Annotated in this window: 8 protein-coding genes; 1 reads left to right on the plus strand and 7 read right to left on the minus strand. The window is 67.4% G+C overall.

Annotation, left to right across the window (positions count from 1 at the left end; translation table 11 throughout):
• Positions 1–15 precede the first annotated feature (15 nt).
• From H295_RS44050 to H295_RS0134375, 7 genes are all read right to left on the minus strand, one after another.
• The gene (locus tag H295_RS44050) at positions 16–399 is read right to left on the minus strand and encodes a Rieske 2Fe-2S domain-containing protein (RefSeq protein WP_158691098.1); all 384 of its coding nucleotides are present in this window, start codon (positions 397–399) and stop codon (positions 16–18) included.
• Positions 396–1,814, minus strand: coding sequence for an iron-containing redox enzyme family protein (locus tag H295_RS0134350; protein WP_020139892.1), 1,419 nt, complete (start codon positions 1,812–1,814; stop codon positions 396–398). The genes H295_RS44050 and H295_RS0134350 overlap by 4 nt, the downstream gene beginning before the upstream one ends.
• Positions 1,815–1,887: 73 nt before the next feature.
• The gene (locus tag H295_RS0134355; RefSeq protein WP_020139893.1) at positions 1,888–2,904 is read right to left on the minus strand and encodes a 50S ribosomal protein L11 methyltransferase; all 1,017 of its coding nucleotides are present in this window, start codon (positions 2,902–2,904) and stop codon (positions 1,888–1,890) included.
• A 382-nt stretch (positions 2,905–3,286) separates the two neighbouring features.
• Positions 3,287–4,093, minus strand: a complete 807-nt coding sequence (locus tag H295_RS0134360) for a 2OG-Fe(II) oxygenase (RefSeq protein ID WP_234021748.1) — start codon at positions 4,091–4,093, stop codon at positions 3,287–3,289.
• Between the two features lie 80 nt (positions 4,094–4,173).
• Positions 4,174–4,719 (minus strand): methylated-DNA--[protein]-cysteine S-methyltransferase, encoded by a 546-nt coding sequence (locus H295_RS0134365; protein ID WP_020139895.1) that lies wholly within the window; start codon positions 4,717–4,719, stop codon positions 4,174–4,176.
• Positions 4,720–4,762: 43 nt separating this feature from the next.
• Complete coding sequence (locus H295_RS0134370; protein ID WP_020139896.1) at positions 4,763–5,566, minus strand: Ada metal-binding domain-containing protein; 804 nt, start codon at positions 5,564–5,566, stop codon at positions 4,763–4,765.
• The gene (locus H295_RS0134375) at positions 5,563–6,159 is read right to left on the minus strand and encodes an RNA polymerase sigma factor (RefSeq protein WP_043218474.1); all 597 of its coding nucleotides are present in this window, start codon (positions 6,157–6,159) and stop codon (positions 5,563–5,565) included. The genes H295_RS0134370 and H295_RS0134375 overlap by 4 nt, the downstream gene beginning before the upstream one ends.
• Positions 6,160–8,591: 2,432 nt before the next feature.
• Between H295_RS0134375 and H295_RS44055 the strand changes: the two genes are divergently transcribed.
• On the plus strand, positions 8,592–14,855 hold the full coding sequence (locus H295_RS44055; protein WP_106961014.1) for a DNRLRE domain-containing protein: 6,264 nt from the start codon (positions 8,592–8,594) through the stop codon (positions 14,853–14,855).
• Positions 14,856–14,858: the final 3 nt, after the last annotated feature.

A 14,858-nucleotide genomic window follows, 5' to 3' on the forward strand; every position in this document is an offset into this window, starting at 1 on the left:
CTCGGGCGCAGGACGTCACCCGGCCGACGGCACCCGGCCCTGACGGGGACGCGCGATGCCCGGTGAGAGGGGCCGGTGCTCCCGGGTCACCCCGGCGCCCGGGTCCGGCGGGGGAGACCAGCCCCGGGCGAGCGGCTTTTCGGGGAAGACCGCGGTGACGAGGTTGCCCACCCGCACCGCGGGAATCTCCGCGCGCAGGCGCGCCACGGACGTCTTGCGCTCGTGCCACGGGCACACCAGCCGAGTGGCGTCCGGCGCCACGTCGGCCAGGTGCAGGGGACCGCCGCGGTGGGGGCACATCGCGCGCATCACGAACCCCCGGCCGCCCACCGTGGCGTACACGTACGGCGCTCCCGCGACAACGACGCAGTTGTCACGGCCGCCAACGGGGAAGGTCACGACAGGCACTTGCGGTAGTCCCCCACTGAGTGGATCTCGTAGACGCACTCGTCGGACTCGATGTTCGCGCCGTGGAGCCTGTTGCGCTGGATCACGACGCCCTCACCGGCGCGCAGGTACAGCGACGAGCCCAGGCCGCTCTCGAAGCGCATGACACCCGACACGATGTGGCACAGCTCGTCGCCCTCGTGGCAGTGCGTGTTGGAGAGCTCGCCACGCGGCTCGACCAGGTGCGCCACCGGCGCCTGGACCCGCCCCTCCTGCAGCGCCTCGTACACGGGGCCGTGCAGTTTCTTGAACTCCGGCTGGCCGTCCATCCACGCGATCTGCGCGGCGAAGTCGGCGTCGCCGACCTCGAGGAGCACCCGGTACTCCTCGATGCCGCGCACGATCTCGGGGATGATGCCCTCGCCGTGCGCCTCGATCAGCGGGGCGATGATCTTCTCCCGGGCCATCCGCCCGTGGTGCTGGTCGATGTGGACGTGCTCGGTGAAGTACGTGGTGTCCACGGTGTCACCGAAGACGCCCTGCAGCAGCCGGTCGGCACGGCGGCAGAAGTCGACCAGCGAGCTCTCCGTGTAGTACAGCGCGCCCACGTAGCGGAAGAACAGTTCGTGGTTCTTGCCCAGGTAGTGGAAGTAGTTGTTCAGCAGCAGGCTGCTGTTGAGGTAGTACATCCAGTACCGGTGGAGGTCGGACTTCAGGCCGACCGACTCCAGGGTGCGCTCGAACAGGGTGCTGTGTTTGGTCTCGTGGACCCCGTACCCGTACTCGTCGATGACGACCTTGAACCACTCGGACTGTGCCGGGCCGTAGTAGCCGAGGACGTTGCGCATCATCGGCGACGCCTCGGAAAGGAAGTCGGGCGCGAACTGCACCAGCCACATGCGCGCGGCACGCTCGGGGTCGCTGGACCCCGTGATGGCCGCCTCCACGGACGTCTGCTCCTCGCCGCCCCCCATGTCGAGGGAGTCCAGGTAGGTGTCGAGGCTCGCCCGGGTCCACTTGCCGGACGTCTCGACCTCGTCGTCGAGGAAACCGAAGGCGTACCGCTCAAGGGCCGGGCGAATCCTTTCTCCCAGCGCCCGGTTGGCGGGGCTGTAGAAGGCCTTGAAGTCCTCCTCCTTGCCCTCGAGCCCGGACTTGGGGAAGAAGACGAGGTCGGCCTCGTAGATGGAGGTCAGCAGTCGCTGCACGGCCAGGCTCGTGTAGTCGAGGATGTTCTCCCGGCCCGGCACCTTGTCGAAGTCCAGGTGCGGCAGGACCTGCGGCCGCAGTTGGCGGCGATAGGGGTTGTCGTGGTTCTCCCAGTCCTCGTTGTCGAGGTAGAGGGGGTTGGTGGCGTACTGCACGACGGCATCGCGCAGTTCGTCGCCGCTGAGTTCGAACGGAACATGCTTCGGGACCTGGCTCATCGCTTGATTCCTTTTCCTTCTTCGAACGGCGTTCAGGAGACCGGCCCTGCGGCCGTGGCCGGGGCAGAGCGGATCAGAGGTGCGCGCTGAGCACGAAGTCGCTCCACCGAAGCCGCAGGGACACCGCGTCCCTCGCCTTCACCGGCACCGGCTTCTCCAGCGGGACCCATCCCTGCATCCAGTGCGACCGCGTGTCCTCCAGGGAGTTGCGCAGGGTGATGCCGTCACCCATGTCCAGCTCGAACCAGACCACCAGGGCCTGTGCCTCCCCGTCGGCGGTCGCGGGCAGGGAGATCAGGCGTTCGCCCGGCTCCAGGTCACCGCTCGCAAGGTCGAACTCCAGCACCTTGGTGGCCTCGGACAGCAACTGGTGCGGCCAGGTGCTCAGCCGGACGGGGAAATGGCGGCGGGTCGCGAGAACGTTCATGAGCGAGACGTCGAACCCCCCTGCCGTCGTCACCTGGTTCAACCGCTGTACGGCTTCGCTGCTGACCAGCCGGCCGTACAGCCGCGCCGCGGAGGGGAGCATGACCCCGCCGGGCGCCAGCAGGTGTTCCCGGGCGTGCCGCACGGAGGGCAGCAGGCCCTCGCCGATGAGGCCGCAGTCGACGATCTCCGAGACCAGGACGTCCACTCGGTCGTCGAGGTCATGGCCCACCTGCAACGCGGTCGACGGCTTGCCGATCACCGTGATGGTGTCGGAAAGGCCGTGCGCGTCCACCACCTGCCGGGCGACCTCGGCCAGCAGCGGGTTCATCTCACAGGTGATCACCTTTCCCGCACCGGCCCGGGCCGCGGCCATCGCCAGCAGCCCGCTGCCCGAACCGATGTCCAGAACGCTCGCCCCGGCCGGAATGCTCCCCTGGAGGGCGGCGACGAGGTCGTCGTTGCGATCGGTGTCGTTCAGCATGGCGAAGTGCCAGCGGGGTACGTTCCTGCCCGCGATACGCGAGAAGATCTCGGAGTCTGCGGACAGACTCTCCGGTGGCGCCGACAGAAGGTGGAACGCCTGGTCCGCGATGTCCCTCACTTCCTGGGCGAGGGACTGCAGCGAGGCCGCGATCAAGCCGTGCTGGGACCTGGTCGGCACGAGACCCGCACCGTCCTGGTCACGGCCTCGGCCTGTTGTCGTGACGTCCCCGTCGTGCGCTTGTTGCATGTGAGTCACCGCTCCTCACGCCGAATCGCCCGTTGGTCGTGGTGCGAGGCCGAGGTGCAGGAGCTCTCGAACCTTCGCACGGCGATCGTACGAAGGTGCGATGGTGTGGTTCTTCGGCGCTTCTTCAGGCCGGGCGGCAGTTCTCCCACCCTGAAACGGGGTGCGGGAAGCCGACGCCTACCGGCGCAAATGCGAGGACCGGCAGGCCTTCTCTGAAGTTACCGGCAGTTTTCGTGAACGTTTCACCGGCTGATCCCGGCGCCCCCGTCGTCGACACGGCAACGCGGGCCGGCCGACCTGCCGACCGGGCCGGCTAACGGGCGTCGTGGAAGATCACACCCAGCACATGGCGCCGCCCGCTGTGCACGGCACTCACACCGTGGCGCAGCATCACCCGGCTCCAGCCCCGCACCGAACGAACCGGACGGTTGTTGACCGCGAAGATCAATCCCTGGCCCTGCTCCGGCCGCTTCACGATGGGGCGGGACTGGGCCCGCGGCCGCTGCTCCACGAACACGCTCTCACCGCCCGTGAAGTCCTCGTCCGGCCTGTCCAGCATGATCGCCACCTGCAACGGAAAGGTCAGTTCGCCGTACACGTCCTGGTGCAGACAGTTGTAACCGCCCCGCTCGTACTGGAGCAGCAGAGGTGTCGGGCGCTGCTGTCCTGCGGCGGCGCAGGCCGCCACGAGTTCTCCGTGACTGCTGGGGAAACCCGGCTCCCCCAGCCGCTCGGCCCATGCATTGGCGACGCGGGCAAGGGGCGGATAGAGCTGCTGCCGCAGACCCTGGACCAGCTCGGGCAGCGGATGGGCGAAGTAGCGGTACCGGCCCTCGCCGAAGCGGTGCCTCGCCATCGTCACCGTGCTGCGGAACAGCGTGGGGTCGTCGAACCACTCGCGAAGAGCCGCACACTGCTCGGCCGTCAGCAACGGCGGGGTCAGGGCCACCCCTTCCGTGTCCAGCTCATCGCTCAGTGCGGCCCAGTCGAGGCCGCTGAGCGCCGGGAGCGCGCCTTCGGAGAAGGGCGGGGAGACGCCGGGCGGACAGGGCGCGCCGGGCGGTTCCTCCTCGACGATGCCGGGCAGCTGTGGTGTCTCGTACGCGTTCACGTGCTCCACTTCCGATGGCTGGGAAAGGTGGTGGGCGCCGGCCGACGGGGGATTGCGGCCGACGCCCACCGGTCAGGGGGACGGACCGCTCACTCCTCGGGCGCTTCGAGGGCGAGCAGGTATCGCTTGGCCTCCAGGCCTCCCGCGTATCCGTTGAGGCTGCCCGTGGAGCCCACGATCCGATGGCAGGGAAGCACCACACAGAGCGGATTGGCGCCCAGGGCCGTGCCGACCGCCCGGGCGGCGCGCGGGCGGTCGAGCGCCTCGGCGAGCTGCGCGTAGCTCGCCGTCCGTCCGTACGGGACGAACTCGTCCAGCTTCAGCACGGTCTGCCGACTGAACGGAGTGGCGAGCCGCAGGTCCATCGGCACGGTGAAGTCACGCCGTCGACCGCCGAGATACGCGTCGATCTGACCTCGCGCCTCGTCCAGCACCTTCCGCTGGGCGGCTGTGCCCTCGCTCTCCTGCACCGTGTCGGTACCGGCCCTGCTCATGCGCTCCAGGGCGTGCTCGGGCGGGCCGTAACAGCACAGCACGAGCGCGTCGTCCGTCGCCGCCAGCACGAGCGGGCCGACCGGCGTGCTGTGGACCGTCACGGCAGCGGTGGTACCGGCGGGGTCACTGTTGGTGCGCATCGCGAAACTCCATGTTCTTCCTGGACGTTCCCGTCGGAGACCGTCATACGGTGACGGGCCGGCAGCTCTTGCACGCGCGGTAACCGGCCCGGCCGGCTTCGCGCGCCGTGCGGAACGGCACCTGGTGGGGGGGTGTGATGCGGAGGGCGTGCGCACACGTGGGATGGCAGTAGATACGGGTCGTGTCGCTGCCGAGGAACATCACTCCCTGGCGGAGCCGCTCCTCGGTCTTGCCCCTGTCGATTCCCTCCGCGGCGCGCAGCGCGTCCCCCAGTTCGGGAAGGAACGCACCGTCGCACGGTGCGCCGTTGTCGTAGGTCACACGATGGGAGGGGATCAGTACGGCTGCCGGGTTCATCGCCAGAGCGCCGGCGACCACCTCGGCCGGCACGGCGGCCTCCCTGGCGATCCAGCTGATCGGACGCAACTGCCCGGCGGGAACGGCCCGCACGGCCTCCAGGACCGCCTGCTCGACCGGGGTGAAACCGGACAGGTCTATGGGCAGTCTGCGCGCACGCCCGGTTCGCAGCGCCGTGACCACCCCCGGAAACGGCTTCCCCGACCGCACGGCCGAGCGATGGGTCCGTTCGCGGTGCAGCGTCTCGAAGGCCGTCGCGGTCAGACCCGCCGAGTCCAGCGCCGAGCCGGTCACCGCCCGTGGGCCCGACGCCACGAACAGACCGCCGGCAGGCGTGTCCAGGCGGACATACGTGTCATACCTTTCGCGCGGGACACCGGCGCGCTGCAGCACGCGCGTGGCGAAGTCCTGGGGAGGCTCTGCGACGAGCCTGGTCAGGTCGGTGATCAGGTCCCGTGGAGGCATCGCCTCCGAGTCGGTCGGTTTCACGTCGTCACCTCCTTCAACTCCTCCGATGTCTCCGGATCCAGCAGTCGGCGAAGCCTGCTCAGGCCCCTGGAGACCTGGGCCTTGGCGGTCCCGACCGCGCACCCCTGCACCTCTGCCACTTCGGCGTAGCTCATGCCGACCATGTGGCGGAGCACCACCGCGATCCGATGGTGTTGCGGCAGTTCCAGCAGCACCGCGACCAGGCGCCGCTGGTCGTCGGCCAACGCCGCGTGTTCCGCCGGTCCCGGCCTCTGGTCCGTCCACGCGTCGAGGGCGTCCTCCACCGGCATCCAGGCCGCCGTGGGACGGCGCGTACAGGTACGCACATGGTTGCGCCATACGTTGGCCGCGATGGTCATCAACCAGGCACGCGGCTTCAGCTCCCGACGCCGCTCCGGGGCGTACTCGCGTAACGCCGTGTAGGCGCGCAGGAACGCGTCCTGCCCCAGATCGTCGGCCTCGGTCGCGGAGCCGGAGACCCGAAGCAGAAACGCGTACACCGCCCTTTCGTGAACCCTGACCAGCTCGGCGAAGCCGTCGTCGAGGTCCACAGCCAGGAGCTCCGTCAGCTGCCGCTCGGCCTTCTCATCCATCACCAGAAGAAACACCGTCTCCGGGGAAAGGGTTGCACCGTCCACACCGGGACTTGTCTTCACGGGCGTGGAGACTCTGTTACGTGAGCAGGGAAGGCCCGACAGCCCTGAAAGACACGAACGTGCTGGTCAGGGCCCGCCCCCTCAGCACTCGATGATGTTCACCGCCAGCCCGCCCCGGGCCGTCTCCTTGTACTTCACGGATATGTCGACGGCTGTTGATCATGCTCGTGACCTGTAGCTTTGTCGTGGGCAAGCTCGTCCTGAGCTGCGTCGGGGACTTCTCGGGGACTTCTCGCCGAGGACTGCCTGCGAAGTATCCGATGGTACGTCACGTGCTTGCGGAAGTCGGGTCGTTAGTGTTCGTGAAGGCGGCCGATCGCTCTCGCCTGGCCCCCACACTCGTAATGCGTAGGTCTCGGGTTCGAATCCCGAAGGCGGCTCTTTTTTGAACCCCAGGTCAGGCCTCTGACCTGGGGTTTCGCGTTTAGTTTGACCTTGGAATTCGGGCAAATCGAGCACTGCTCGCCGGTGCATCGCAATGCGTAGGTCGGAGGTTTGGTTTCTGTAGGAAGTCGATGACCTAACGCCCTGACCTGGCATTTTCCTTGCTTTGAGGGGATGGATCATGTTGGCGCATAGGGTCCCGGTGGACAACCGGTGGACAGGCGTGCGTGACACTCCACCAGGCGCGCTTGCTGCTCCTGGAGTGATGGGTGAGGTCCACCAGTCTTCGATGGGACGAGAAGCGTTGTCGAGGCTGTCCGGTTCGGACAGTTCTCATGTTCGGCTCGGTCCTGGTGATGGTTGGCCGTGAGGAGAGGCCGTGGGGCGCCGGCGTCGGTTTCATGCCTGTTGCTTCATCGGCTCGGCGGTAGCACGTCGGTCTTCCTGTGGGCACGGGTGAGTGCCCTGAGGGGGGTGTGCCTCGGAGGCCGTCTCGCGGTATACGGCCGGTGCCTCTTGGCTGAGCTCGCCGGCTCCGTGTGCTCCCTGGGGCTCCCGCTGTTTCGGGCAGCGTTGCCGGACCCGACCTTCTACCGCGTGGAATGAGTGGCCGCGGGAGGGGAACAAGGTCTGGTCGGTATGGGTGTGGGCCTTGTCGTGCCGACTCTGGTGCTGGTGTGCGGGGGGAGAGGCTCGGGAGGCGGTCCGCCTCGGCGCGTTGGAACGTCACCTTGCGGACCAGGACGAGAGCGCGCTCGTCGGCCTGAAGAGCCCCGTCGCCACGCGCCAGTCATCGGTGGCGTACGTGACCGGTCCGACAGTCAGCAAGGAACTTCGTCCGAGTCGCTCTGTAAGAAGCAGGAGCCAGGCGGACAAGAAGAGGGCATGGCCCATTTAGAGAAGTGCTCGTGCAGAATCCGCAGGCGTTCAGCGTGTTGTATGCGAACCACTATGGCTCTGTAGTGAGAGACGCGTTTCGGCGTGTAGGCGCGGATGGCGCGCCCGACATCGCAGCGGAAGTCTTCGCGGTCGCAGGGCGGCGGAGGGGGGGCTGAACGGTCTTCGGTGTAACTCCCGATCATGGAAGTAGCACCTGGTGAGCGACGTGACTGTCTCTGCTGAGGCGGTTGAAGAGGTCCGGCCGGCCGAGTTGCCGCCGGACGCGCTGGATGGCCGTTGACAGGTTCGTCGGCCTGATGGCGATGAGCTTGCCCTGCGGATCCGCCGTGAGATGGGCAGAGGCCTGGCGGGCGGCCACCGTGATCGACGCCCAGTCAGTCAAAGCGGCCTCGACCGCCGGGAAGCCCTGAGGAGCAAGTCACTACTGCCAAAGGCGAGGTTCATATGCACCGCCGACTTGGCTGCTCCGCATCCTCATCCCTCCTGCCTTCCACCACAGGGCACGAGCCCGACTCCTCACCGGACCCGTTGCCTCACGGTAGAAGCGCGCCCGGCGTGATCGCGGAAAGTGACCGTCAGCGTTCCCAACCGACCACACACGCCCACTCCCGTCCGTGCGACGGCGTCCAACGACAACTTCCCGCACACGCGACAGACCGGAGGACGGGAAGTTACTCAGGGGGAAGAGTCCGGCCACGAGTGCGGGAGCGACAACATTGCCCACACGCCGATGCTCACGTTTTTCCATGCCTCCCGCGGGTCGTGTGGTTACGTATTGATATCGCTTCCTGTGAGCTTTCCAAGGAAGTTCGAGGGTGGAGCCTCCTGCTGTTTGGGCCGAATGTCCCGTGTTCACCCGGTGGTCCAGTGACTTCTGGGAGTGACCTCGCGGTCGATCCGGTGTTTATCCGGTCCACATGTGAGCAGGTCAAGCCGCTGATGGACACGAGCAGGTAACAGTCTTGCGGGGCTTCCTTCTTGCGTGTTGAGCCGCGTCGGTTCGCTGACAGTCCACGCCTTTACGATCACGTGACCCGTGATGTGAATGTTCAGTGGGTAAGGCGTGTTACCGCAAGGGAGAAGTGATGAAGCGAAGAGCGGGGGGCGGGGTGCTCCGTCAACGGCGCAGAACGTCGCTGGCGTTGCGCCGAATAGCCATGGCTGTGGCTGCCGTCATGGCGACCCAGGCCGCGACGGTGTCCGTCGCGACAGGTGGTGCGTTCGCGGCGGACTCGGGTGGAGCGGAGGCCACCGCGGCCTCCGCGGAGACGAAGTCGGCCGCCTCGTCGGCGGATTCAGTGGCTGCGGCGTTGCTGATGGCCCGGATGCAGGACCGGAAGATCGAGGTGACCTCCGAACGGACGGAGACCTCGACGACCTACGCCCTGCCATCCGGGGAGTTGCAAACGTCTACGTATGCGGGGCCGATCCGGCAGCAGGTGGACGGCAAGTGGCACGACATCGACACCGATCTGTCGGACACCGGCGAGGCGCTGGAGCCCGGCGTGGCGGCGGCCGACATCGCCGTCTCCGACGGCGGGGACACCGCGCTGGTCTCGGTCGACAAGGGGTCCAAGTCCTTCGGGCTGGGCTGGGAGTCGAAGCTGCCGACACCGAAGGTGAAGGACGACACAGCCTCCTACGACCTGGGCGACGGCCAGAGCCTCACGGTCACCGCGCTCTCCCAGGGCTTCAGTCAGAACGTCGTACTCGACAAGGCGCCGGACCAGGCGCCGGAGTACCGGATCCCTCTGAATCTCAAGGGACTTGAGCTGTCGGTGGCCGACTCTGGTCATCTGCTGCTGAAGGACTCCGGCGGCAAGCTGGTCGCTGAAGCGCCCGCGCCGATGATGTGGGACTCCTCCAAGAACGACGCATCCGGCGAGTCTAAACACCAGGCGCCCGTCGCCACCAAGGTCGAGACTGCGGACGACGGCTCCCAGACCTTGGTTCTTGCCCCAGACGCGGACTACTTCGCGAAGGACCTCACCTACCCGGTCACCGTTGACCCCACTTCCACTCTGGCCGTGACCACGGACACCTGGGTGGCGACGAACTACACCGACTCGCAGGTCTCCTCGACCGAGCTGAAGTCGGGGACTTACGACGCTGGAACCACGAAGGCCCGTTCGTACCTGAAGTTCGACGTGTCGGCGTTCAAGGGCAAGCACATCACCGACACCAACCTGGCCCTGTACTCGTACTACTCCTCGACCTGCTCCACCTCGGGCGCCGGCACACAGATACGCCGGATCACATCGACCTGGTCGTCTTCGGACATCACCTGGTCGGCGCAGCCATCCACCACCACGACGGGCGCGGTCACCAACAAGGCCGCGCTGGGCTTTAGCAGCACCGACTGCCCGGCCGGCACGATGAACTTCGACATCGACGCCATCGTGCAGGCCTGGGCAGACGGCTCGCCCAACTACGGGCTGCGGATCGCGGGCGCGAGCGAGACCGACAGTCTGACCTGGCGGCGTTTCCGCTCGGCGAACTACGTCTCCGGGGACGGCTCGACCGAGCCGCACCTGACGGTGACGTACAACTCCTACCCGTCGGTGCCGACGGCGACGGCCATCTCGCCCTCGCAGGTCAACGCCTACAGCGACAGGCGGTATGTGACGACGTACACGCCGACGGTGTCGGCGAAGGTCACGGACGTGGACGGTTCGTCGGTCAAGGCACAGTTCGAGATCACCAACGACCCGGCGTACTCCGGTGAAACGTCCTACTCCTACACCGGCACTTCGGCCTCGGTGGTCTCCGGCGGGACGGCGAAGCTGACCATCCCGTCGGCGAACCAGCTGGCCGCGGCGCATCTGCGGATGCGGGTGCGGGGCTATGACGGCACGGACTACGGATCCTGGTCGTCGTACCTCTACTTCGTGCCGAACGTCGCCAAGCCCGTTGCCCCGACCATCACCTGCGACACGTACACGCAGAACGACTGGACCGCCAAGGCCGACGCTGCCGTGTCCTGCACCCTGGACACCACGTCCTCCGACGGCGCGGGCTACCACTGGGGCCTGGACAACAGCAGCCTGCCGAACAAGAAGCTGGACACGACCAACGGCAACGGCGGTGATGCGCTCACCGTCTCCATCGACCCCGCGAACGGCTGGCACACGCTGTACGCACGTACGGTCGACTCCGGAGGAAACCTTTCTTCAGCCACGACCGCCTACAGCTTCGGCGTCGGCGCGGACGGCGCGGCGATCCTGTCCCCGCAGGACGGCGACTACACCGCCCGCCGCCTCACCCTGTCCGCCAAGGGCCTGACCTCCTACACCGGGGTCACCTGGCAGTACCGCCGCGGGGAGGAGGACTCCTGGCATACCGTGCCGGTCGGCGACGTCACCGCTTCCGGCAATGCCGTCTCCGCCTGGCCGGTCGCGGTCACCTCCGGCACCGCGACCAAGCTGGTGTGGAACACGGTGAAAACCCTGTCCGAGGACGGTGTAATCGAACTCCGTGCCGCCTTCACCGACGGCACCACCACCGGCCACTCCCAGACTGTCGAGGTCACCCTCGACCGGGACGCCGGCACCGCGCCGAGCGCCCCCGTGGGGCCAGGGTCAGTGAACCAGCTGACCGGTGACTACACCCTGGCAGCCACCGACGCCTCGGCGTTCGACACGACGGTGAGCCGAGTCTTCTCATCCCGGGCGAACGACACGGACGACGAGGGCCAGGCACAGATCTTCGGCCCGGGGTGGGTCTCGTCCGTTGCTTCCCAGGGAGCGGCTTACACGCAGGTGCGTGCTACTTCCAGCACCTCGGTCGAGGTGCTGAGCGCGGACGGCAGCACCATCGCGTTCACGAGCACCACCGGCGGCGGCTGGAAGGCCCAGCAGGGCTATGAGTCCCTGACCCTTACGGGCACGCTGTCGGGGACGAAGTTCACCCTCACCGACACCGATGCCAACAACACCGTGTTCGCCAAGGCCGCGTCCGCGGTCTCGACCTGGACCCTGTCGTCGACGGCGTCCGCGGTGGGCGACTCGTCCGTCACCATCGCGTCCGAGGCGGTGGGGGTCGGCGACGACACGCTGGCACGTCCGAAGTACGTCATCTCTCCGACGCCGGCGGTCACCACGGCCGGTTGCCAGGCGGACCCCTCAACGAAGGGCTGCCGGGTACTGGAGTTCGTCTACGCCGACAGCACCACCGCCACGAGCAGTGCCCTGGGCGACTACAAGAATCAGGTCAAGGCTGTGAAGCTGTGGGCAACCAGCCCCGGTGCCTCCGCTGCCACGGCCGAAACAGTCACGTCCTACGCCTACGACGCTTCCGGAAACCTGCGCAGTGTGTGGGACCCGCAGATCAGCCCGGCGCTGAAGACGACCTACACCTACGACTCGGACGGCCGTCTCGCGACCCTGACCGAGCCGGGGCAGCTTCCCTGGACCTTCAGCTACGGCACGGCCGGCTCCGCGCTGACCTCCGGTGCAGGCATGCTGCTGAAGGCCTCGCGCTCCGCGCTCGCCCAGGGGTCGAACAGTGACGTCTCCGGTACGGCAGTGACCAGCGTCGTCTACGACGTCCCGCTGTCCGGCTCCACGGCTCCGTACCAGCTGGACCAGGACACCGTCGCCGACTGGGCCCAGGACGAGGCACCGACCGACGCCACGGCGGTCTTCCCGCCCGGCCCGTCGCCTTCCTCCCACACCGGGAGCGCCCTCGCCGCCGACGCATACACCACCGCTACCATCACCTACATCGACGCCAACGGTCAGGAAACCAACACGGCCACGCCCGGTGGCTCGATCACTACGACCGAGTACGACGAGTTCGGCAACACGGTTGCCGAACTGAGCGCCGCCAACCGTGAACTGGCATTGGGTACCGCTACTGGCGCCGCCGATACGCTGGCCGCGCTCGGTCTGGCCGACCTGTCCACCGCGGACCGCGCCCCGCTGCTGGCCGTGCTCTCGGAGTACTCCTCCGACGGCGAGCGCCTGCTGGACGAGTACGGTCCACTGCACGAGGTCACCCTCACCGCGCAACTGGCGGGTTCCACCACCGAGTCCACCCTCGCGGCGGGATCGGTCGTCACCGCGCGCACGCACACCTCATACGCCTACGACGAGAACCGTCCCTCCGACGCCGAGTTGTCGGACCTGGTGACCACCACCAAGACCGGCGCCTTTGTCGACGGGTACGGTACGGACGCGGATGTCCGCACCGTGACCACCGCCTACGACTGGTCCACGGGCCAGACAACGGCCAGCGGCGGCGACGACACCACCGGCACGGTCGCCACTTACGACTCCGCCGGGAAGGTAGCCACCACCCGTACCGCGGGATCCAGCGGAACGGACGCCGCGACCATCAAGTACGAGTACTACACCGCCGACGGCACCGGCACTTGCGGGAGCCGACCCGAGTGGGCGGGCCTGGCCTGCCGCACCTCACCGGCGGCCGACATCACCGACGGCGGAACCAACCCCGCCAAGACGGTCACCACCGTCTACACCTACGACCGGTGGCTCCAACTCGCCACGAAGACCGAGACCGCCAATGGCGTGACCCGCACCACGACCATCACCAAGGACAACGCGGGACGGCCGTTCAAGACGACCATCAGCGGCGGCACCGGAAAGGACGTCCCGGCCACGACGGTCACCTACAACGAGACCAACGGCCAACTGTCCCAGCGGACCGCGAACGGGCAGACCATCGCCTACACCTACGACGCCCTCGGCCGCCCGACGTCGTACGGCGACGGTGCCGGCAACGCCACCACCACCTCCTACGACATCCTCGACCGGCCCGTGAAGGTCACGGACTCGGTTCCGTCCACCGTGACCTACGCGTACGACACGGCCGGCAATCGCAAGTCGCTCACGGACTCGGTCGCGGGAACCTTCACCGCGTCGTACGACGCCGACGGCACCCTCGTCTCCGAGTCCCTGCCCGGCGGCACCACGCTGACCATCGGCACGGACACCACCGGCACCGAGACGGGCCGGGTCTACGCCGATGCCAACGGCACGGCGATCGTCTCGGACACCGTCCGCCACAACGCACGCGGTGAACAGGTCGGACACACCCAGACCGACGGCTCCACCACGGACACCACCTACACCTACGACAGTGCCGCACGCCTCACCCAGGCCACCGACACCACCGCCACCGGCTGCACCACCCGCGCCTACACCCTTGACGCGAGCAGCAACCGCACCGCGCTGAAAACCACCACGGACGACTGCGACAGCAGCACTGCCGATGCCGTCACGGCCTCGACGTCGTACGACTACGACAGCGCGGACCGGCTCATCGCATCCGGCGTGGCCTACGACGCGTTCGGCCGAACGACCACCAACGGCACCAGCACGCTGACCTACTACGCCAACGACCTCGTGAACAGCGAGACCGTCGGCACCAGCCGCCACACCTGGACCCTGGACGCTGCCGCGCGACTGGCCGTGTCCGCCGACCAGACCCAGGCGACGGATGGGTCCTGGACCACCACGGGCACCATCACCAACCACTACGGCTGCGACTGCGACAGCCCCAGCTGGAGCAAGTCCTCGTCAGGCGCCGTCAGCCGTAACGTGGCCGATCTGACCGGCACTCTCGCGGCGGTCACCACGGCCTCGGGTAACACGGTGCTCCAACTGTCCAACACCCACGGGGACATCACGGTCCAGCTCCCCCTGGACACCTCGGTGGCGCCGACCGTCCAGCAGTACGACGAGTACGGCAACGCACTCGACGCAACGGCATCGACCGCATACGGGTGGCTGGGCTCCTACCAGCGGGACAGCGGCACGCTCAGCGGCATCACGCTCATGGGCGTCCGGCTCTACGACGCCAGAAGCGGCCGCTTCCTCCAGAGCGACCCGGTGTACGGAGGAAACGACAACAGCTACGAGTACTGCCGCGGAAACCCCGTCTCCTGCACGGACCTCAGCGGCGCCTACTCCTACTCGTTCACCTACTACATCGGTGCGTACTTCAGCTCCGCCAAGACGGTGTTCAAGTGGATCCGCAATCATTTCTGGGTGTTCCCCCTCAGCGGGTGCGGTGCCACCCTCAACCGGGGCGAGCGATGCAACCTCAAGCCCGTGCTCGGTCCCGTCAAGGTGGAGAAGCTGACCTCGACCTACTTCCAGTTCCTCTCCCTGAAGGGGCACTTCGAAGGCCCCGGCAAGCGGCTGAGGTTCACCTTCAGCAAGAGCTGGGGAGTGATCTCCATGAAGGTCAAGGCATGGGGCCCCAACAAAACCAAATGCGACAACAACACGTACTGCTCGACAGCGAACAAGATCGCGGCGCGGACCGGATTCGCGGTGTTCGCCTCCATGATCGCCTACTACACGACGCTCTACGGGGTCTGGTGATCA

The sequence above is a fragment of the Streptomyces sp. 351MFTsu5.1 genome, assembly GCF_000383655.1.
In the GTDB taxonomy this organism is placed as follows: domain Bacteria; phylum Actinomycetota; class Actinomycetes; order Streptomycetales; family Streptomycetaceae; genus Streptomyces; species Streptomyces griseorubiginosus.

Coding starts and splice junctions, on each gene's coding strand:
- H295_RS0134375 (WP_043218474.1), bottom strand. CDS start 6,159: ATGGATGAGAAGGCCGAGCGGCAGCTGACGGAGCTCCTGGCTGTGGAC.
- H295_RS44055 (WP_106961014.1), top strand. CDS start 8,592: ATGAAGCGAAGAGCGGGGGGCGGGGTGCTCCGTCAACGGCGCAGAACG.
- H295_RS0134365 (WP_020139895.1), bottom strand. CDS start 4,719: ATGCGCACCAACAGTGACCCCGCCGGTACCACCGCTGCCGTGACGGTC.
- H295_RS0134350 (WP_020139892.1), bottom strand. CDS start 1,814: ATGAGCCAGGTCCCGAAGCATGTTCCGTTCGAACTCAGCGGCGACGAA.